General features: G+C 50.0%; 23 protein-coding genes. 18 read left to right on the top strand and 5 right to left on the bottom strand.

Translation table 11 applies throughout. From position 1 onward, the window contains the following. Positions 1-140 precede the first annotated feature (140 nt). The 10 genes from WMW72_RS11310 (at position 141) to WMW72_RS11265 (ending at position 4,641) form a co-directional block, all read left to right on the top strand. Entirely contained in the window at positions 141-365 is a 225-nt protein-coding gene (locus tag WMW72_RS11310; protein ID WP_341415573.1) for a hypothetical protein, read from the top strand. Between the two features lie 680 nt (positions 366-1,045). Continuing rightward, positions 1,046-1,240, top strand: a complete 195-nt coding sequence (locus WMW72_RS11305) for a transcription initiation factor TFIIIB (RefSeq protein WP_341415572.1) — start codon at positions 1,046-1,048, stop codon at positions 1,238-1,240. Between the two features lie 57 nt (positions 1,241-1,297). Next, on the top strand, positions 1,298-1,480 hold the full coding sequence (locus WMW72_RS11300) for a hypothetical protein (protein ID WP_341415571.1): 183 nt from the start codon (positions 1,298-1,300) through the stop codon (positions 1,478-1,480). Between the two features lie 49 nt (positions 1,481-1,529). Continuing rightward, a complete protein-coding gene (locus WMW72_RS11295) occupies positions 1,530-1,742 on the top strand; it encodes a hypothetical protein (RefSeq protein ID WP_341415570.1) in 213 nt (70 codons plus the stop codon). A 127-nt stretch (positions 1,743-1,869) separates the two neighbouring features. Next, on the top strand, positions 1,870-2,133 hold the full coding sequence (locus WMW72_RS11290; protein WP_341415569.1) for a hypothetical protein: 264 nt from the start codon (positions 1,870-1,872) through the stop codon (positions 2,131-2,133). A gap of 41 nt (positions 2,134-2,174) precedes the next feature. Then, positions 2,175-2,498 carry a type II toxin-antitoxin system HicB family antitoxin gene (locus tag WMW72_RS11285; protein ID WP_341415568.1) on the top strand — a complete coding sequence of 108 codons (324 nt, stop codon included), beginning with the start codon at positions 2,175-2,177 and terminating at the stop codon, positions 2,496-2,498. Between the two features lie 11 nt (positions 2,499-2,509). Next, positions 2,510-2,899 (top strand): hypothetical protein, encoded by a 390-nt coding sequence (locus tag WMW72_RS11280; RefSeq protein ID WP_341415567.1) that lies wholly within the window; start codon positions 2,510-2,512, stop codon positions 2,897-2,899. A 66-nt stretch (positions 2,900-2,965) separates the two neighbouring features. Continuing rightward, entirely contained in the window at positions 2,966-3,436 is a 471-nt protein-coding gene (locus WMW72_RS11275) for a DUF6985 domain-containing protein (protein ID WP_341415566.1), read from the top strand. A 67-nt stretch (positions 3,437-3,503) separates the two neighbouring features. Then, the gene (locus WMW72_RS11270; protein ID WP_341415565.1) at positions 3,504-3,902 is read left to right on the top strand and encodes a hypothetical protein; all 399 of its coding nucleotides are present in this window, start codon (positions 3,504-3,506) and stop codon (positions 3,900-3,902) included. Positions 3,903-3,945: 43 nt separating this feature from the next. Continuing rightward, positions 3,946-4,641 carry a metallophosphoesterase family protein gene (locus WMW72_RS11265; protein ID WP_341415564.1) on the top strand — a complete coding sequence of 232 codons (696 nt, stop codon included), beginning with the start codon at positions 3,946-3,948 and terminating at the stop codon, positions 4,639-4,641. Between the two features lie 387 nt (positions 4,642-5,028). Here the strand turns inward: WMW72_RS11265 and WMW72_RS11260 are convergent, their stop codons facing one another. Next, on the bottom strand, positions 5,029-5,814 hold the full coding sequence (locus WMW72_RS11260) for a hypothetical protein (protein WP_341415563.1): 786 nt from the start codon (positions 5,812-5,814) through the stop codon (positions 5,029-5,031). Positions 5,815-6,077: 263 nt separating this feature from the next. After that, entirely contained in the window at positions 6,078-6,284 is a 207-nt protein-coding gene (locus WMW72_RS11255; protein WP_341415562.1) for a hypothetical protein, read from the bottom strand. 165 nt (positions 6,285-6,449) lie between these two features. On the opposite strand from WMW72_RS11255, the gene WMW72_RS11250 reads away from it, so the two are divergent. Genes WMW72_RS11250 through WMW72_RS11240 form a run of 3 tightly spaced genes read left to right on the top strand, consistent with a single transcriptional unit; the run spans position 6,450 to position 10,147 of the window. Continuing rightward, entirely contained in the window at positions 6,450-7,550 is a 1,101-nt protein-coding gene (locus WMW72_RS11250) for a GerAB/ArcD/ProY family transporter (protein ID WP_341415561.1), read from the top strand. A 57-nt stretch (positions 7,551-7,607) separates the two neighbouring features. Continuing rightward, a complete protein-coding gene (locus tag WMW72_RS11245; protein ID WP_341415773.1) occupies positions 7,608-8,993 on the top strand; it encodes a spore germination protein in 1,386 nt (461 codons plus the stop codon). Further along, a complete protein-coding gene (locus WMW72_RS11240) occupies positions 8,990-10,147 on the top strand; it encodes a Ger(x)C family spore germination protein (protein WP_341415560.1) in 1,158 nt (385 codons plus the stop codon). The genes WMW72_RS11245 and WMW72_RS11240 overlap by 4 nt, the downstream gene beginning before the upstream one ends. A 209-nt stretch (positions 10,148-10,356) precedes the next feature. On the opposite strand, the gene WMW72_RS11235 is transcribed toward WMW72_RS11240, so the two are convergent. Next, positions 10,357-12,522 carry a HelD family protein gene (locus WMW72_RS11235; RefSeq protein ID WP_341415559.1) on the bottom strand — a complete coding sequence of 722 codons (2,166 nt, stop codon included), beginning with the start codon at positions 12,520-12,522 and terminating at the stop codon, positions 10,357-10,359. 207 nt (positions 12,523-12,729) lie between these two features. Between WMW72_RS11235 and WMW72_RS11230 the strand changes: the two genes are divergently transcribed. Further along, positions 12,730-13,143: an Lrp/AsnC family transcriptional regulator gene (locus WMW72_RS11230; RefSeq protein ID WP_341415558.1), complete on the top strand. Its 414-nt coding sequence runs from the start codon at positions 12,730-12,732 to the stop codon at positions 13,141-13,143. A 7-nt stretch (positions 13,144-13,150) separates the two neighbouring features. On the opposite strand, the gene WMW72_RS11225 is transcribed toward WMW72_RS11230, so the two are convergent. Together WMW72_RS11225 and WMW72_RS11220 are read right to left on the bottom strand one after the other, a co-directional pair. Beyond that, complete coding sequence (locus WMW72_RS11225; protein WP_341415557.1) at positions 13,151-13,918, bottom strand: MBL fold metallo-hydrolase; 768 nt, start codon at positions 13,916-13,918, stop codon at positions 13,151-13,153. Positions 13,919-14,097: 179 nt separating this feature from the next. Next, positions 14,098-14,244, bottom strand: a complete 147-nt coding sequence (locus WMW72_RS11220) for a DUF4023 domain-containing protein (RefSeq protein WP_341415556.1) — start codon at positions 14,242-14,244, stop codon at positions 14,098-14,100. A 112-nt stretch (positions 14,245-14,356) separates the two neighbouring features. Here WMW72_RS11220 and fumC point away from each other — a divergent pair, with 112 nt between their 5' ends. The 4 genes from fumC to nrdE all read left to right on the top strand — a co-directional run bounded on the left by fumC (position 14,357) and on the right by nrdE (position 20,788). Continuing rightward, positions 14,357-15,745, top strand: coding sequence for a class II fumarate hydratase (fumC, locus tag WMW72_RS11215; RefSeq protein ID WP_341415555.1), 1,389 nt, complete (start codon positions 14,357-14,359; stop codon positions 15,743-15,745). 555 nt (positions 15,746-16,300) lie between these two features. Then, positions 16,301-17,893, top strand: a complete 1,593-nt coding sequence (locus WMW72_RS11210) for a DUF5050 domain-containing protein (protein ID WP_341415554.1) — start codon at positions 16,301-16,303, stop codon at positions 17,891-17,893. A gap of 464 nt (positions 17,894-18,357) precedes the next feature. Further along, on the top strand, positions 18,358-18,717 hold the full coding sequence (gene nrdI / locus WMW72_RS11205) for a class Ib ribonucleoside-diphosphate reductase assembly flavoprotein NrdI (protein ID WP_341415553.1): 360 nt from the start codon (positions 18,358-18,360) through the stop codon (positions 18,715-18,717). Continuing rightward, complete coding sequence (nrdE, locus tag WMW72_RS11200) at positions 18,704-20,788, top strand: class 1b ribonucleoside-diphosphate reductase subunit alpha (protein WP_341415552.1); 2,085 nt, start codon at positions 18,704-18,706, stop codon at positions 20,786-20,788. Before nrdI ends, nrdE begins: the two co-directional genes overlap by 14 nt. Positions 20,789-20,800: the final 12 nt, after the last annotated feature.

Raw genomic sequence — 20,800 nt, 5'->3', positions numbered from 1 at the left:
TCGCATATACGAATTAATCTAGATATGTTGAGGACAAGAAACCGCGAAGATATCTTCTTAATGGCTTCCTTTAAGGCCATGCAGCCATTTGTTGTAGACAATACGAATCCGATAGTTGCCGATAGAAAAAATACATCGATATGGCTAAGGAACATAAATTCAAGGTGATAGGCTATTTCTTTGAACCCGATTATGAGTTGTCTTATTCACGGAACGATTTGAGGCAAGGAAAAGAAAAATTACCTGAAGTAGCAATTAAGAGCACATTAAAGAAGTTGCAGAAGCCTTCATTCGCTGAAGGATTCGATGAGTTGTACTTAGTTAAAGCTCAGTATGGTAAGTTTTTGATTGACGAAATGGAATAGAACGAGTCTTTCATTGGCTTAAGAGTAAATGAAAGATAGAATGAAGATCCCAGCCGTAAGGAGCAATCATTCATGATTTCAAGATTTAAAAACGATGATGCTGGCTATGAAAGTTGGCTACAAGAAAATCAAAAAGGTTTTGTACTACATCATGCGAGTTGTGTCTATTTAAAACGATCCAAGTTCAAACTAAGATTGAAAAGACATGTTCAGACAACTTCATTTAGTTAGAGCTGGAGATCCAATAGATCTGCGGTGGAAAGTGGGATAGATGCGGCTTGTGTTTCAGGCAGTAAAATAGATATTTAATTGGGAATACGGGGATTGTTATTTGATTATTTCGCTTTCGTTAGGAGTGAATTTATTAGTTGATCAGTAGAAACAATTTGTATGATGGCAGAAGTTAAAATGGAATTGAGAACTGTTAAATCTTGTGATTGATGTAATGTACTCATGCTGGTGTGTGAAATGTTTAGTTTTGACCTTGAAGATAGTAGTGGACATTGTGAGAACAATGCGTGAACATAAGAAATGCATTAAATTTGGAGCTGAGAAGTACTTAGTCAAAAATAAATGGACTAAAAGGTAAATGTGATAAAGATTTATCACCGGACTTTAGGTGATCTTTATTAATTGAAAAGAATAGTGAATGGGCTTGCAAGGATAAAAGGAGGTTCGAGATGAGAAACGAAGAATATTGTCCTGAATGTGGAGAAACTAACTTTGGGGAAGGCAAGTCGCACGGCGAAGCCAGAGTATATCCTATGAAAAAAATCCTAACATTAGGATCGGATGTTACTCATGTAATTTGTATAAAGTGTGGGTATATTTTAAAAAGCTTTGTTAAAGAGCCACATAAATTTGAGGATAAATAAAATGAATATCAACATTTATGAATACTGTAAAACAAATATTTAATTTGGAAAGACGTGGTGATCAGCATCTGGTTTGTAGCTGTTCAGCGTATTAGCGATAGTAGCTTGTTTATATATGAGACTGAGGATGAAGCAAAAGAAGAATATGAAAACTTGTTTGTGAAATACTTGGAGGATGAAGCTGAAGATGATGTAAAACTTGTGTTTGGAAAAGTTACTGAACTTACGCATTTCAAGTAGATTTATAAAATAATACTTTCATGATGATTAATGCTACATGGGGGTTGGAATGGGAAAAATAGGTTTTTCAGTAATTATTCCAATAATTACATTATCTGGTGTTTTTATTTATTGGACTAATGAAACAGATAGCAAAACCGTTGCTCCAGTCATAACCGGTTTCTACGGCATTTTTATCGAAAAAGATTATTCTAATATGTATAAATATACGGACTTCAGCAAGCATTCGCAACATACTGATTTAACAATGAAAATGCCTTAACACAAATTGGAAAGCAATAAAACAATTCTTTCAAGGGAGTGGCAATGGCAGGTAAATCATTTTATTTCACTGAAAAGAATTGCAATGAGGTGGTTAAAATCTCGCTTTCACTTGAGGGGATGAGAAGATGAGAATCAACAAGAAGTATAAGTATTGGGTATTTTATTTTGACGAATCAAATGACGATGACAGGCAGCGTGTTGCTGCGATTTGGGATGGAGAATGGCATGGTATTGAATTGCTGGATATGCCTGATGCCGAATTGGAGGAATATCTGTCTGAAGTGATTGATGATAACAATGTATACACAGGTGAAAAAATCAATAAAAATATGATTAAACATGCTATATCTGAGATGAAGAAGATTAAAGAAGAGCTAAATTTAGGTTAATACAGATTGTTATACTATCTTGGTTTATGAACCGAGTATATATGACAAACAATTATTTAATAACTCTCAAAAAGTGGTCTGATGAGATGGATGGCACTTATTTTGTTGCTAGAGTACTAGAATTAGACGGATCTATGTCTGATGGAAAAACAATAAAAGAAGCGTTAAGTAATATTAGAGAGGCTATCCAGGAATATCGTGAGGTAAAGCAAGAATTTGGTGATTTCATCCCTCCTCCAGTGAACAGTAGGGAGATAGTTAAATTACTTGGAGAGTATACTCAAGATGAAATCAAAGGTGTTACGATGCAGTTGAAAAGTTCGGAGATCTTCTTAGGGAGACTGAATGAAATTGAACTTTCATAGGGGGATAATCCATGATAAGGCATAGTGATATGGAACTTATTCAACGACGGATTGAAGACGGAGATACATCATTAGTTGATAGTGACATTATCGAAGTATTTCTTGCTTGGTTACCTAGTTACAATTGTGAAACTGCAGCTGAAGGATATTTTTCCTTTCTTACGTCAATTGCAGACTACAGACCCCAGTTAATTGAGCCGCTATTAAAAAAAGCAATCGAACCTGTTTATTTTTTGGGCTACGATAGTTCAGAAGGTATTATTAATTGGGTAACTTATTTTGCCGATTGCGCGGATGGCGTCTATAAGCCATCAGAATCAGGAAAACTTTGGTTGACTCAAGAATTACCTAATTACAAGGAGTTTATTGAACGATGCCTGAAAGAATATATATCTGAATGAATTGAGCATTTTAGATTCACCACAGCCATTTGATAAAGATTATCACTCCAAAGGAGAATGGTTAGAATGTACCAAGTGAATGATGCTGTTTTTGGCGAACTTAGTTTATTTTTGAGTTGGTCTAGAGATACAACGATTGATTTTTGCGGTAAACTTTCTGAGATAGAATTGATAATTGACGGAGAAGAAGATGGTAAATTTGATAAAGAGCAGTACGATGCATACGTTGCATTGATGGATAATTGGGAAACGCTGCAATACAACATATTACAGTTTATTTTTGATTATTATATTCAAAGACGACATGAACTTGGTTATGATGTTGGACATAATGAAGATTATCCTTTGATTGATACAGCAGAACAACTTCTTGAGCATATAAATTTAGATGGAATTATTATCAAATCTGCTAGTCTATCTAAATATATAGATGTTGGGTTGACATTTTATTGTAGTTGGGATGATGAAAATGGTCTTGGAGTAAAATTATTAAGAGGTCAAGTAGTTGAAGTGGGTTTTCAAGATGTTGCTATTTGACAAACGATAATAACGAAACGGATATTTTATTTGTATTTTTTTAATAAATAGATGTGGGGGGTTAGTTGTGGAAGATAAAAGTCCGATGTATATCACGAGAGCAACTATAGAAAGCTTCATTACGAAATTAAGTTTACCTGATCTGGGTCCTTATTCACAAGATTGGGAAATTGAGAGTGCTGATTCATCGAGAGTACTAGAATTCATCACATTTTATGAAAACCACTCATTCACTGAAGATGAAAAATTTGGGCTTATGGCTTTGATTATCGCATCTTATGATGATTTTATATCAGAAGGTAATGAGCCTGATTTTGTATGGGGTAAAATTAGATATTATCTTACACAAGACTTTGTTATACATAAGAATACAATTTTATATTGGGTATTAGAAGATAATGATTTGGATGATTGTTTTGCAATTACACCATTAATGAGGGAGGTTCTAGCAAGCATGAACAAGTAAATGTTTGGTTTGTCGATAAAAAAATTAGGAAAGTAGTGATTGCATGATCTACATTACTGGAGACGTGCATGGCAGCATAAGTATCGGTAAGAGATTGAACACCAGAAGCTTCCCTCAGCAGAAAAGTATGACAAAGAATGATTATGTTATCATTGCGGGAGACTTTGGCCTAGTCTGGAACAATGATAAGGAAGATTTATATTGGCGCAAATGGCTTAACAAAGAAAAGAACTTCACAACACTATTCATCGACGGAAACCACGAGAATCATGACTTGTTGGATGCATATCCTGTAGAAGAATGGAATGGGGGAAAGGTGCATAAGATCAATGATTCAATCATCCATCTTATGCGAGGCCAAGTGTTTGAGATTGAAGGGAAGCTGTTCTTCACATTCGGTGGAGCTGATTCACATGATAAGGAGCATCGACGTGAGGGGATCTCCTGGTGGAGTCGTGAGATGCCTTCTTATGCTGAGTACGAGGAAGGTTTGATCAACCTGGATAGGCACAGATGGATGGTAGATTATGTGATTACACATACGTGCTCTAGTGGCACGATGGAGCGGATAGGAGAGCGCCTGGGGCTTAACTATGACCTGGATCAGACACATAGATACTTTGCTGAAATTGAAGAAAAATTAGAATATAAGAAATGGTTTTTTGGACACTTTCATGCTGATATGGAGTTTCTCAATAATCAAAGGTTGATTTATACGGATATGTTACAGTTGCAATGAATCATGCAGTTTACGGGAGTTGTTTGCATGGATAATACGAGGAAAAAAGCATACAAAACATTAATCTATCAAGCCTTCTTGGACATAAAAAACAGTGGGGGATATAGCGAGGAAAATTATAAGCGAATAAAAAGTACATTTTACCTGAAAGGAAGTAAATGATGAAGTTCGTATACTACAATGATACAGGAAGAGTCGTATCTATCCATCCGGGGACGCTTGTTCACGGTTGTACTGCGGACCAGACTTCAATTCAGCCGCTAGAAGAGAGAACATTTATTTTACCTAACAACACCTATCCATGGGTTAAAATGTGGGATTATGGGGAAAAGCGTGGACTGAGCATTTTGGTATCACCAAGGCCGATAACAGAATAACAGCCAATTTTTAATTGACTAAATCGTCTGCGTTTTCTCTATTAAGCCTCATGAATGCAATTATTTCAAAAACATCAACCAATTTGACTCCTAGTTTTTTAATTTGCTCCTCGCTGTAGTTACGAAATGTTAGACCTCCGATAGCATTCTTTTCACTTACGTCTTTAGAAACGGCAGCAGGCCGATATATAGCTCCCTGCACCTTACCGAAGCTTAACGTGGCGTATTTATATGTTGATAGATCAGCGACAATCTCGCCGTTATAGGTGTTGATTCCTGCACTGAAGGTTTGGCTAATCAACAATTGACCCAGAAAATTTGCCTGAGAATCATAAAATCTCATCACTCCTCCCATGTCGTTGTCAGGAATATCATTAAGGAGCTGAAAGGATACTAAAGAATTAAGACCTTCTTTAGTCACTTTAATATTGCCATAAGGGAGTGCGTTGTTGGTTTTATAAGGTAAATTGGGATCATAGTTCTCTTCTTGATATTGTGGAGGAATAGGAGCCGCATTTTGACCGTCAATTCCGTAGTTGATGAGCACTCTTTTACCGGTCTCGTCATATCCGATATTTAAGTTAGTGTTTTCTGCAATAAATCGTATCGGTACATAAGCATGACCGTTATAATTGATGCTGGAATATTCGGTAGGAATCGGCTTTTCAATGTCATTAAAAACATACTTTACTGGAAATAAGGATACATCTGTGAGATTTGTTGCTAGACTTGTGGCGCTGAGAGACAGTATTGCACCTGCCATTACACCAATAACGAACTTTTTCACATCGTTCATCCCTTCGATTTCAATTTATTGTAATAACGTAATCGATTGGAAATATGTTACATTTTCATAGGTAAAAAATATGCACCCCTTTTATTTTGGGATGCATATTTTGGGGTCATTTGACGGTTTTCAAGAAAATAAAACTCCACTGTCCATGATTATTATAGTCCGTTTTCTCACCGTAGAGAGCGGATTTTTTACGTTCCTCTTAAAATGCCCCCGCTCAGCATCGTACCCTGTGAGATAGTGCCGGCCGCAGTCACGCGCTAGGCCTACTCTTTTTTCCCCTGAGAGGGACGTGCAAGTTTGTCCGCGATAACAAGAATGAGCAGTACCGGCAGGAATGTTATCATATCCACGACGACGAAAGCCCATGGCTTGGAACCGATCAGCCGATAGGCGGGATGATGAGGCAGCAGGGAGGTCTCCACCCCAAGCCATATCGCAACCAATAGGTAGGCGAATATATAATACTTCATCTCGACCTCCAATGTCCCGTAACCTGTAACAAGTGAATGGCGCCCGTTTATCGTTCATTGCTGAGTAATTCCTTTATATGGTGGCACAGGACAAGCTTCTCTATGCATTCGCATAAATCGTCCCCGCAGGCGCATACTAGCGCTATATGGAAGGGGAGTATGGACATGGCACAGCAGAGCATGATTTCCAATCGTCAGTTGCTGGCTCTCGTCGCTCTGGCTACCGTAGGAACATCAAGCCTCTACGCTCCTGCACCACTGGCCCATTATGCAGGACGGGATGCGTGGTACCTGGTCCTGATAGGCGGTGCTGCAGGTTTATTGAACATAGGGGTATTTGTATGGCTGAATCGGCTCTATCCGGAGCATAACTTGATCTCGATCTGCAAACAAGTGCTCGGCCGCTGGGTGGGCGGGCTGCTCGGTTTTATTTTTGTGCTGTATTTATTAGATATCAGCTCCTGGGTGCTTCGTGAATTTGCGCAATTTTTTATCATTACGCTTGAACCTACGATTCCAATCACCTGGTACTTGGCGGCCGGCGCTTTGATGTGCGGTTATGCGGTATACCACGGATTGGAGGTATTCGCGCGGGTATCTGAAATCGTATTTATTCTTACTGTGGCTACCTTTCTAGGCATTTATCTGCTTTTGCTGTATCAATATCAGCCGGAATACATGCTGCCTGTGCTGGAGAATGGCCTGTTGGAGCCGCTGAAGGGCGTGCTTGTCCCGATTTCGTGGGTCGGGGATCTGATGTGTGTTTCCATGCTGCTCAAGCATGTCCGCAAAACAAAGCAGACGGGCTATTACATAGTTGGTACTGTAGGGGTTATTGCTCTGATCCTGCTGCTCGCCGTCGTGACGTGTACGATGGTGCTGGGCGGCGAAGCGACAGCAACCTTCACCTATCCAAGCATCAGTTTGATTCAAAATATTCATTTGTTCCGCAACATCGAGCGCTTCGATGCCGCATTGGTCGCTGCCTGGGTGATGAGCGCTTTTATTAAAATCACTGTTTACTTCTGGTCGGCGCTTCAAGGCTTCACCGAGCTGCTTCCGATCCGGCAGCCTCGCGCGTTCGTAGCTCCTCTGGCGGTTGCGATGATTCTCTGCTCCAAATACAAGGTTTGGGGGCTGATCGAGATGGCCTCCTTTTACGATAAGCAGTCCTGGTATTTCATCATCTTTCAATTCTGCCTCCCGGCACTTTTATTGCTGGCCGCATTAGGTAAATCGATTCTGACCAAACACAGAGACGGGTGAACACGGGTGGATGCCAGTACAAGGACATGGACGAACGAAGGCTCTGCCAATAGGCAGATGCTTGAGGAGAGAATGCAGTATACGGAAGACTTGATCATCGTGGAACCTTCCTCAGGCGTTCAGCCTGGTGTGCTGGTTTGCTACCTGGATGGGCTTGTCGATCCGATGAAGCTGGAGAATTTGCAGCTGTCTGTGGATGGTCAGGGAGAAAACCGAACTTCTTTGTACAAACAGGTACCCGTTCCTACCGTAGAGGAAGCGGTTCATCGTCTGGCACAAGGGTACACAGTGATCATCAACTCTCCGGCGGGGACCGGTACGGCGATTGAGACGCTGGGCGTTCAATTGCGCAGTGTGGAGGAGCCGTCCAGTGAGGTGACGGTGAAGGGTCCCCGCAGCGGATTTACCGAATCGATGCAAAATAATCTGGCACTGATCCGGTTTCATTTTCCATCGCCGGAGTTAAAGGTAGAATGCCGGAACGTCGGCAAGCTCAGCCAAACCCAGATAGCCGTCCTCTCTGTGGGAGGCTTGACGAACACGGAGATCGTGCGAGAGGTACACCGCCGTATCGAGGAGATTCCTCTCGATTCGATCTTGTCGAGCAATTATCTGGAGGAATGGATCACGGATAACAAATATACGCTATTTCCTTTAATTGAAACGACGGAGAGACCCGACCGGGTCGCGGGAGCACTACTGGATGGGAGGGTAGCTGTTCTGGTGCAAGGTTGCCCATTCGTTCTCCTGCTGCCGTTTGTATTCCTGCAGGCCTTTCAGGTGAGCGAGGATTACAACTGGAACTTCTATATCGGTTCCGTGATCCGGCTGCTCCGGCTGTTCAGCGGGCTGATCGGGCTGTTCCTGCCAGCCTTCTATGTGGCTACCATTACGTACCATCATGAGCTGGTTCCGACTCCTCTGCTGCAAAGCATCGCCGCGGCCAAGGAGCCGGTTCCCTTCCCGGCGGTCGTGGAGAGCTTCGCGATGATGATTGCCTTCGAGATCATGCGCGAAGCAGGGGTCCGCATGCCCAAGCAGGTGGGGCAGGCCGTCAGCATCGTCGGAGCGCTGATTCTCGGCCAGGCGGCAGTCCAGGCCGGGATCGTCTCCCCGATCATGGTCATCGTGGCCGCGTTAACCGGTATTTGCACATTTACTCTGTCACCGACAGCCGTTAACTATGTAATCCGGATGCTGCAATTCGGCATGACTGTATTTGCAGCCCTGCTCGGCTATGTCGGCATCATGGTGGCCGCCATCCTGCTGCTGACCTATCTGGCATCCTTACGGTCCTTCGGCGTTCCCTATCTGGGCCCTGTGGCTCCGTTCGATCTGTCCGGTCTGACGGATGTGCTGGTACGCAGACCGCTTGTGGTCCATGACAAGCTACCGCGCTTATTCAAGCCGCTCAGGACGTACCGGTTCAGGAGCAAGCGATGAGCGGGGCGGGCTGCCGGAAGCATGCTCTGCTTATACTTGTACTTGCCGTCACTTTGGCGCTAACTGGCTGCCGGGGAAATCGCGAGCTGAATGAATTGCATATTGTCCACTCGGCTGCTATTGATGAGGGGGAAGACGGGAATATCAGACTGACGGCAGAGATTGCCAAGCTGACACCCGAGGGGCAGCAGCCCAAAGGCATGCAGAACCCTACCTTTCTGCTTACTTCGGAGGGAAAGAGTTTATTTGAAGCGGCCCGGTTGATGAGAACGGAGTCAGATCGTGAGTTGCTCTGGGGACATACCACGGTCGTCCTGATGAGCAAGGACGCAGCCAGGAAAGGGATCGCGCCGTATATGGATGACATCCGGAGACTGCGGCAATTTCGCAACGGGACGTTACTTTATGTGACAGAGGGAAAGGCCATGGAGGCGCTGCAGATTTCCTCGCCGCTGTCCTCCATAACCTCCCAGGTGCTGCGCGGATTGACGGATGGAGGTGAAAGCACAGCTCTGACGCATAAAACAAGCTTGATCGAAGTATACAAGGAGCTGGTCAACCATTACCGCGACCTGCATATACCGGCCGTTCAGGTCGTAAGCGACCCCCATGTGAAGGGCGATAAGCTGCTCCAGACCAAGGGGTTATATGCTTTCCGGGGAGACCGTCTCGTGGGACTGCTTTCTTCTGTGAAGACCAAGGGCTTCATGCGGCTGATCAACGAGTTCAAAGGCGGACTTGAAAAGCTGCCGTGCAGTTCCGGTGAAGGTGGTGAAGGTGTGACTTTGGAGAATATCAGTAATGTCAGTAAGATCCGTCCTCAAGTCGACAGCAGCCTGAAGGCGTCGGTGCTTATCAATGTATTTGCGGACCTGAATATGACGAGCCTGCATTGCAAGTCTATCGAGGTTACCCCTGAGATCATATCGGAGTGGGAAAACATTCTGAACCAGAATATTGCCGGGGAGATCCGGCAGTTTCTCCAATACTCTCAGGAGCACAAGACGGATCTGACTGGAATCGGGGAAGAGATTCACCGTCATGACCCGGTTGCATGGAAGAAAATAAAGGAGCGCTGGAGTGAGATCTACGCATCGATTCCGTTCGACATCCAGGTGCATACCCGCATCGACCACACGAATTTTATCAAGTAAGGAGAGGCGGGAACAGCTTGCTGTACACCTGGTATTCCGTTAGAATAAGAATATGATTATCATTGATAATCATTATCGATTGTGAAATGAAAAAAACCTTTCCGGGGAGGAGTAAGGTTTCTCCTCTCCCATGAAAGGGTTAAGCTTGGAACGTTGCGGCTGCGCGGTGAAGCCGGATCCGATTGCGGATCGCAGTACTTGGTGATGGGTCAGTCGGCCACCAGCAGAGAAGCCTCTCCATCGTAGAACAGCTTCAGCTCATGCAGGGCGCGTGTGCAGCCGACATACAGCAGCTTGGCATCCCAGGCGGTCTGCTCGTAATGCTTGCGGCTCGCGTCTACGATGATGACGGCGTCGAACTCCAGCCCCTTGGACATGTAGACGGGGAGAACGGACACTCCTCCTTCATAATGCTGCTGGCCCGCGCCGATCCGGTGCACCTGCCCGCAGCCTGCTTGGTGCAGCAGCTTATGCAGCTCGATGCTGCGCGACTCCGTGCGTGTCAGCACAGCCAGTGTTCCATTGTCATTGCCGGCCTGGAACTCCCGTATCTCCTCGGCCAGCCGGTCGATCAATTCTTTCTCCGGTACAGGAGTCACGGCTACTTCACGGCCACTGCGGAACACGGGTACTGCCAGCGTAGGGGGCGGCTCGGGTGACCGCTCCAGCACGCGGTTCGCAAAGTGGATAATTTCCATCGTCGACCGGTAGCTGCGGTTCAGTGTGAAGAAACCGCGCGCATCCGCGGGGAACATATCCAGCATCTCTTCCCAGCGGCGTACGCCCTGGTAGGCATGGATGCCCTGGGACAAGTCGCCGAGAATGGTGAAGGAGCCGTTCTTCGTATGACGGTTCAGCAGAGCGACCTGGAAGGGCGAGAAGTCCTGCGCCTCGTCGATGACGGTATGGTCGAACCGGTGGTCGCTGTGAATGCCGACGAAACGCTCGCGGATCAGGAGCAGAGCGGCCAAATCCTCCTGCTGGACTTTTTTCTTCTTGGCAAGGCGCAGCGTTGTCTCACGCAGGGCTTCCGGCAGCCGGAAGGGGGACTCGCTATCCGCAGCGGCCTGGGCAGGGGCTGATGGTTCTTCGGATGGAGCAGCTCCCGGTGTCTCGAAGAGCTCTCTATAGAAAGTGAACGGCGTGTAGGCCGTCCAGCGCTTGCCGTAGTCTCGCAGCCGGGAGGTCAGCTTTTTCTTATGCTCCTTGCGGAGATGGACCTCCCAAACCTTCTCGAGCTCCATCTCGGCCCAGCGCTTGATGCGGGCCATGACGCGTTCGCGCCGCTTCATCAGCGGCTCATGCTTATTCTCAACGTCGAACCACTGCTTGATTATGGCCGCTGGCAGCTTCTTGCCGTCCCAGGGCAGGAAGTCCTCTTTAGGCACAGCCTGACGCTCGTAGCTGTCCAGACGGTCCGAGATCCATTGCATGTAGCGTAAGGAGCCCTTCAGCCGTCCGGGAGCATGATCATCAGCCTGTGGCCGGTCAGGTCCGACAGCGAACCATTCGTTCAGCTTTTCCGCCGGGTCGGTAAGCGAGACTTCGCCGTCCAGCAGGTCTAGCGCCCAGTCGCTAAACGTGGTTTGTTGAATATGACCGACGCCAAGCTCAGGCAGGACCCCTGAGATATAATCGAGGAACATCCGGTTAGGTGCGAAAATAATCATTCTCTCCGCCTTCACCTGCTCGCGATATTGATAGAGAAGGTAAGCAAGCCGGTGCAGCGCGACGGTCGTTTTTCCGCTCCCGGCTACGCCCTGAATGACAAGCGCATCGTTCTTGCCGGCACGGATGATCGCGTCCTGCTCGGCCTGAATCGTCGAGACGATGTCCCTCAGCTTGTTATCCTTGTTCTCACCGAGCCGGTACAGCAGGAACTCGTCGGTGACGGCCATCGCATTCTCCTCGCGGTCGAACGTATCGACTACCCGCTGGAGGATACGCTTGCGGATCGCCAGGTTGCGCTTCAGGTATACGAGCCCTTCGATCTTGCCGTCCGGTGAGTCGTAGGCCGCGGGATCGAGCCCGCCGGTGAAGGAGTAGAATAGGCTCGCCACAGGCGCCCGCCAGTCGATGACGAGCAGATCGGGAGAGTCCGCTTTCTCCACGCCGAACTTGCCGATGTAAAGAGGCGTCGGCTCGGGCTTGCCGGATTCCTGAAAATCCAGTCTTCCGAAATACGGCTCCGGCATCGCGTGGGCAAGGTTATGGCGCTTATTCTCGCGAATCGATTCCAGGACCTGCTCCGACACATCATGACCGGTGTACCTCGGTACGGCTTCCAGCAGGCTCAGATGTTCATCCATTTCGCGGATGGTCCGGTCGAGCCGCTCCATTTCTTCTTGATAGGCTTGGTGCAAAGCGGTTTCCAACAGTGATTCCTCCCATTCGGTTCATGTTCCAGTAACTGTAAAACAGTTGACAGAATGATGAGTATACCACAAACGGAAGCCGCGCGGCAACTGACCTTAAGACGGATTTATGCGATCCGGCTCCGGCATGCTTGAGTCCAGTTGCTTCTCTTCTTCATTCTCCTTATCATTAAAAGGGAAGAACAGGAATGAGAGTGAGGAGCTTCCATGCTGGATCAAACAGACAAAGACATCCTGCGTTTGCTGAAGCAGAATGCCCGGCTGCAATGGAGAGAAATAGGCGAGCAGGTACATATGACAGGTCAAGCGGTAGGAGCCCGCATCCGCAAGCTGGAGGATACGGGCGTGATTCAGGGGTATACGGTCATGTCGGACCCGGCGAAGCAGGGAATGGCGGTACAGGCGCTCGTGACCGTCTTCTTGAAATCCTGGGATCATCAGCCCTTCCTGCGGTACCTGCAACAGGAAGAGTCGGTTTCCGAGGCTCACCGGGTCAGCGGCGAGGGATGCTACCAGCTCCGGGTGATCGTCGAAGACACGGATGCGCTGAACGCGATGCTCGACCGGCTGCTGGAGCATGGCAATTACCGGGTGAACATGCTGCTCGGCCGGATCAAATAGAAAGGGCTTAGGACAGCTTGAATTCGAGGGTGTCCCCATCTGCCGGAATATGAATCCGGCGCGCTGTCCCGGGATCGGCCTGTCCGGCGATACGGCGCATGTCGGCGCGCGTGACGAAGCAGTGGTTCCAGGTATCCAGGTGGGCGACGACAAGCTCGGCCTTCGGGCCGTACGAGGCAACCTGAAGCACATCCTCGCCCGTCATGGTGATCGGACCGCCCTCCCGGAACTCCGCCCCGCCGCCAAACAGAACGATCACATCAGGCTGATGGACGTTTAGCGCGTCTTGCACATCCGAACACCAGATGGTGTCTCCGGCAAGGTAGAGGGATGGCTCGTTGTCCGCTTGCAGGACGAAGCCGGAGACGGGGCCCATCGCGATCCCGATCTCGCCCGTCCCGTGCTGGCCGGATGTCCGCGTCAGACTTATGCCTTGCCACCGCAAGGAGGATTCGACGGCGGTGACTTCCTTAAAGCCTAGCTCCTGCAGCATCTTCAGGTCGGCGGGCTGGCAGAAGACCGGGATGGAGCGGGGCAGGCGCTGGGTCGCGGCTGCGTCCCAATGGTCCGGGTGATTATGCGTCAGAAGAATAGCGTCCGGATGCAGCAGCTCTCCCACGGACACTGGCAGCGGTACGAGCGGGTTGTTCACGGCGTTATCCGTATTGGGAACGGGTGGCAGGGAGCCGGCCTCGCTGAACATCGGATCGACGAGCAGTCGGAGACCTGCGTAATGGAACTGCAGAGTGGCGTGACGGATTAATTGAATATGCATGGGAATCTCTCCTTATGGGATCAGATAGAAGACTTGCTTGAACTTCTATCTGATCGTACACCGGATCGCACGAGCTTCGCGAAGGGATTCAAGCCGGTTAGCTTTCATCATGAAAAAGACCGGCACCGATGAATCTTAGGCGGGGCCGGCCGCATTTGCAGGACACAAGTAGCATGAAGTTAGTTGCCTTTACGGTGCTGCTCGCCGGGAAGCTTGCTTTCCGGATGGCCTCCGCCGTTATGCGCACGATTTTTGTCGTCCTTGGCCTGGGTATCGTGCAGCTTGTCTACAAACTGCTCCGTCGATCCTTTCAGGTTGTCTTTCACTGGAAATCCCTCCTTTCGCTGTCAGTCCTCTAGGTTGCCCAAACCCTATAGAGCCCTATGCAGGAGGGGAACATGCTTACCAAATCTATTCACAATTGAGGAGGCTATACGTATGGATTACCGGATTGAGAAGGATACCATGGGAGAGATTCGCGTCCCGAATGATAAGCTGTGGGGAGCGCAAACGCAGCGCAGCCGCGAAAATTTCCGCATCGGCACGGAGCGGATGCCGCTCGAAGTGGTGCATGCTTTCGGCCTGCTGAAGAAAACGGCCGCATTGGCGAACCTGAAGCTCGGCAAGCTGGAGCAGGCCAAGGCGGATGCTATCGCTGCCGCAGCCTCCGAGGTCGTCGCCGGAGACTGGGACGAGCACTTCCCTCTGGTCGTCTGGCAGACCGGCAGCGGTACTCAGTCGAATATGAATGCTAATGAGGTCATCGCACGGCTGGCGAATCAGCGTCTCGAAGAGCAGGGGTCCGTCGTGCGCATCCATCCGAATGATGACGTGAACCGTTCCCAGAGCTCCAACGACACGTTCCCTACGGCGATGCATATCGCAGGGGTACTGGCTCTTCACAACCGGCTGCTGCCGGCCCTGGACGCGCTGAAGGGGACGCTGAAAAGTAAATCAGAGGCGTTCGCCGATATCGTCAAGATCGGAAGAACCCATCTCCAGGACGCAACTCCGCTTACGCTGGGACAGGAGATTAGCGGCTGGTGGGCGATGCTGGACAAGACGGAGCGGATGATTCGCCAGAGCATGGAGACGATGCACGAGCTTGCGATCGGGGGCACGGCTGTCGGCACCGGGCTGAACGCCCACCCGCAGTTCGGCGATGACACGGCGGGGGAAATTGCCCGCGAGACGGGCATTCCGTTCGTCTCCGCGGAGAACAAGTTCCATGGGCTGACGAGCCATGACCAGATCGTGTACACCCACGGCGCGCTCAAAGCGCTGGCTGCCGATCTGATGAAGATCGCCAACGATGTTCGCTGGCTGGCAAGCGGCCCACGGAGCGGGATCGGCGAGTTGACGATTCCCGAGAACGAGCCGGGCAGCTCGATCATGCCGGGCAAGGTCAATCCGACGCAGAGTGAGGCGATAACGATGGTGGCCTGCCAGGTCATGGGCAATGATGCCGCGATCGGCTTCGCCGCGAGCCAGGGCAACTTCGAGCTGAACGTATTCAAGCCGGTTATTATCCACAACTTCCTGCAGTCGGTCCGGCTGCTGGCGGATGGGATAAACTCTTTCAACGAGCATTGCGCTGTCGGGATCGAGCCGAACCGTGCGGTCATCACGCGGCATCTGGAGCAGTCGCTGATGCTGGTCACGGCGCTCAACCCGCATATCGGGTACGAGAAGGCGGCCTCCATCGCCAAGACGGCCCATAAGGAAGGCCTGACACTTAAGGAAGCGGCCGTGCGCAGCGGATACTTGACGGCAGAGCGTTTCGACGAGGTTGTCAAGCCGGAGGATATGATTCATCCGAAGGCGTAAGCGGTAAGCCGACAATAAGAGAAAGAGGGGAGCCCCGGGACTTCACAAGTCTTGGGGCTCCCCTCTTTGGGCTGTCTTTACAAACGCGGGTTGCAGGCTTGGTCTAAAGGTCTAAGGCTCTAAGACAGCGGCTCTTCAGGCAGCTCCCGCTGCCTTCCTACCATGATGATGCTGTCCAGGTGGGCGGAGATCACCTTGGCGATCTGTTCACGGCTGATATGCCCTAGATAGAGCACACCGTGGACGACGAGGCCGTCGATCAGCGCGCGTGGACACGAAGAGCCTCCATCTCTACTTGGAGACCTGGTACCGTGGGGCCCGAATCCTTCGTCATCCGCATGATGCCGCAGATCACTCCCAGTAGTTGCTCGTGTACCTCCTCGCTCAAAGGTGGTGGTTGCCGCGTTATTCCTGGTCCCATGTTCGTCTCAAGTCAAGTCTGTGTCAACGACAGGATCTGTTCCTGCTCCCAAACTCCTGCTATAATATTCCATTATATGGACATTTCAGGTGATCTGTATGTAGTAAATCACTTATGCAGGAGGCGAACATTCCATGTTGAGACGATTGGGCGCGGTTTTTCTGGCAGCCGGACTTGTATGCTCGGTGCTTCCAGCGTCATCCCATGCCCGCGAGAAGGAAGTCAAGGTGTCAATCCCCACATTTAAAGTAACGGTGAACGGGGTGCAAGTGGACAATACATACCGGCAGTACCCGCTTCTCGTCTACAACGACATTACCTACATGCCGATGACGTACTCGGACAGCCGGTTTCTGGGTTTAACGACCCGATGGGATACGGACAAGGGTCTAGAGATTACGAAGACCGGCATTTCGGTTGCCTATCAAGCCTACCGCGGAGACAAGAAGAATGCCGCTGCCTATACGGCAACGATTCCTGACTTTGCCGTTAAGGCGGGTGGCAAGGACATTGTGCAGTCTGCAGAAGAATACCCGCTGCTGGAATTCCGGGAGGTCACGTATTTTCCGCTGACGTGGAGATTCGCCGTGGGTGAGTTCGGCTGGAGCTACCAGTTCGACGAGCGCAGCGGGCTGAACCTTCAATCCTCGAATCCCCAAGTGCAGCAGATCGACCTTCCCGGCTACAGCGACGGTGCGGTGGTAGAGTCAGCCGGGAGCATTTATTACAGTGGACCGGATGGGAAGATTATGCAAAGTTCCGCCCAGCACCCGGAGCAGGCCAAAGAGATCTTCCAGCTTCCGGTCTGGAACTATGGAGACGGCTCAACGTATGTATCCCACGGGCTGCGTCGAGTAGACGGCGACGTCTTGCTTTGGTACCACCAGGGCGGAGCTGTAATGGGCAGTGACAACTATATTAAGCTGAATCCGGACGGCTCCCATGAGGAGATCCGGTCGGGATATTCGGCCGGAGGGAATTTTGGAAGCCTGAATGTTTATGTCAGTCATGGAACGCCGCCAGGTCCGGGCAATTTACGGATCAAGGAAGAGGGACAGGAATACCGGCCCGCAGGGGATCCGGATTATTTATACGGCTGGAATTGGAAGATCAACAACGGTGGGCAAAGTGGCACGCCTAGTCAAAGCTTGTATATGGTCGGGCGCAATCTCTATTTGAATGCCTTTCATTGGAAGAACGATACGGATATAAGCCGTATCCATAAGGTGAATATCGACACCGGGGAGACGACCCGGGTCAGCGATTTGCCAGCTAGCGATTTTGTCGTGCAAGAAGACTCCATCTACGCCATCAGCAACGGCAAGCTGTACCAGATCCCGCTAGAGGGAGGTCCTGAGAAGTTGTTGCCTACCAAAGGTGAGGTGAGTCCGGACCGCCCGTTCGTGATCTCACATGACACCATCTACTATGTGGACAGCGAAAGCGGGGAGCTGTATACCGCCGGCAGCAGCCTTTCCTTGAATCCCCGTGCCGAAGTAAAGAATCTCAAGCTGGAGAACGGTTATCTGTGGGCCACCTTCAACGGAGGTGGAGACCGGTACGCCCTGATCGTATGGGATGCTGATGGAAAACGTGTGTTCGCCACTTCGGATCCCGCCGATTACGTCTCTGTAGAGGGTGGAAGGCTGACCTACACGGACAATGTCGACCGCCATGTTTACCGCGTTGATCTGATGCAGACGTCTGGCAAGAGCAGTTCGAACTAATTCAAAAATCTTATTTTTTTGCGTTGCACGGGGACGCTTTTCAGCCCTTTATGCACCGGCCAAGCCGCCTGACAGGCGGCTTTTTGGCGTGATCCGGCAGCTCGAAAGCAGCTCCAAAGGGAGAAAAAGTCACGGGGACTGTCCTAATTTGTCGATAAAGATTCTCATTGACAAACACCGGGCAGGCACTATATATTGATATGAGTTTGTTGAAAGTATCTACATATGGTTTAATTGGTAATTTTCCAGGGCGATGGCAACGCGGTAGACGCCGTAGAAAGGCGTCAGACAAGCCTTGCGTCATCCTTGTATCGACAGCATTCCGGGAGGCACTCACGGACGTCTGGACCCAAGCTGCAAAGCTACAGGGCCATTCCTGATTTCGTCCGGGGCACTCCCTTATCTGCTCCTCATCCGGATGGTTTTTTTGGAGGGGCTACTTTGTAACTGGAGGGGATCCTCTTATGCTCGTTGTTTATGATTCCAAGACAGGCAATGTCCGCCGGTTTATCCGCAAGCTTAGCGTGCGCTCGCTGCAGATCGAGGAGGCGATGATCGCGCAGGAGCCCTTCGTGCTCGTCACTTATACGACAGGCTTCGGGCAGGTGCCCGAGCGTGTCGCTTCGTTCCTGCGGGACAATGGTGATTATCTGCAGGGTGTGGCTGCCAGCGGGAACCGTAATTGGGGGACAGGCTTCGCGCTCAGCGCGGACAAGATTGCAGCGGAATATAAAGTACCGATCCTGGCTAAGTTCGAGCTTGCGGGGACTCAGCGGGACGTGCAACAATTTATGATGGGAGTGGACGAGGTTGCGGCATATTGAGTTAAACAACCTTTTGATGCAGAAAGGGACGGACGGATTTTTCCAATTGGACAAGGACCGGGAAGCGGTTCGGTCTTTCATGGAAGAGGTGTACGCCAAGAGCCTGGCCTTCGAGAGTCATCTCGTCAAGGTACGCTATATGATTGATCAGGACTATTACGAGAATGTTTTCGATACGTATACGGAATTCCAGGTGGATGAGATTTACCGGATCACCCATGAGTACGGCTTTGAATTTCCTTCCTATATGGCGGCCTCCAAGTTCTATACGGATTATGCGGTGAAAAGCAATGACCGCTCCGTCTACCTGGAGCACTATGCGGATCGCGTGGCGATTGTAGCGCTGCATCTGGGTCAGGGCCGTGTGGAGGTAGCACGCACGCTCGCTTCCTCAATGATGGAGCAGCGGCTGCAGCCGGCAACGCCGACCTTCCTCAATGCGGGCAAGAGCCGCAGGGGAGAGATGGTCTCCTGCTTCCTGCTGGAGATGGACGATGCGCTTAACTCGATCAACCATGTGCTGGCGACCTGCATGCAGCTCTCTAAGATCGGCGGCGGCGTCGCAGTCAATCTGTCCAAGCTGCGCGGACGCGGCGAGCCGATCAAGGGCGTCGAGGGCGCTGCCAAGGGCATTATGCCCGTGCTGAAGCTGATGGAGGATGCCTTCTCCTACGCGGATCAGATGGGACAGCGCAAGGGCTCCGGTGCGGCTTACTACAATATCTTCGGCTGGGACTTGATGGAGTTCCTGGATAGCAAGAAAATCAACGCTGACGAAAAAACAAGACTGCAAACCTTATCGATCGGCCTGATCGTACCGAACCGCTTCTACAAGCTGGCAGAGGACAATCAGCCGCTTCATGTATTTGCTCCGTTCACCGTGTTCAAAGCCTATGGACAGCATCTTGACGACATGGATCTGGACGAGATGTACGACACGCTGCTGGCGGACGACCGGGTACGCAAGAAGGTCGTCATGAGCGCGCGCGATATGCTGGTGAAAATTGCATCCATTCAGCTCGAATCCGGCTATCCCTACATCATGAACCGCACCAATGCGACTAAGGCCCATGCGCTGAACGGTGTAGGCAAGATCAAGATGTCCAACCTGTGCACGGAGATTTTCCAGCTGCAGGAGACTTCGACGATCGGTGATTATGGACAAGCCGATCAGATCCGGCGCGATATCTGCTGCAATCTGGCTTCGCTGAACATCGTAAACGTGATGGAGCGCCGCAAGATCCGCGAGTCCGTCCATGAAGGGATCACCGCGCTGACCGCGGTCAGCGACATGACGGAGATCGGCAACGCTCCAGGCGTCGCCAAGGCAAACCGCGAGCTGCATGCAGTCGGTCTCGGGGCCATGAACCTGCACGGCTATCTGGCCAAGAATCGGATCGCCTATGACAGTGCGGAAGCGCGTGAGTTCGCAGGTACGTTCTTCATGATGATGAACTTCTATTCCTTGGAGAAAAGCGCTCAAATCGCCCGCGAAACGGGGCAGCAGTTCGCCGGCTTCGAGAAATCCGACTATGCAAGCGGCATTTATTTCGACCGTTACCTGACGACGGATTACACACCGAAAAGCGACAAGGTGAAGCAATTGTTCGAAGGTATGGCTGTGCCTACGACGGAAGACTGGCGCGCGCTGAGCGAGCAGGTGAAGCGTGACGGGTTGTACCATGCTTACCGCCTGGCGATTGCACCGACACAAAGCATCTCGTACATCCAAAATGCGACGAGCAGCGTGATGCCGATCGTCGAGCAGATCGAGACCCGGACTTATGCCAATTCGACGACTTACTACCCGATGCCTTATATGGACCGCCATAATGTGTTCTATTACAAGTCGGCTTATCAGACCGACCAATTCAAGGTGCTCGACCTGATCGCAGAAATTCAGACCCATGTGGACCAAGGGATCTCGACGGTTCTGCATGTCAACAGCGACGTCACGACGCGGCAATTGGCCCGTTACTATATATATGCGGCCCGCAAGGGTCTAAAGTCCTTGTACTACACACGGACGAATCACTTGTCCGTCGAAGAGTGCCTGAGCTGCTCCGTGTAATTGGGAGTTCAA

The organism is Paenibacillus filicis, assembly GCF_038070315.1.
In the GTDB taxonomy this organism is placed as follows: domain Bacteria; phylum Bacillota; class Bacilli; order Paenibacillales; family NBRC-103111; genus Paenibacillus_G; species Paenibacillus_G filicis.
Note: the sequence above shows the minus strand (reverse complement) of the source record. Positions and strands in the feature narration are given on the sequence as shown.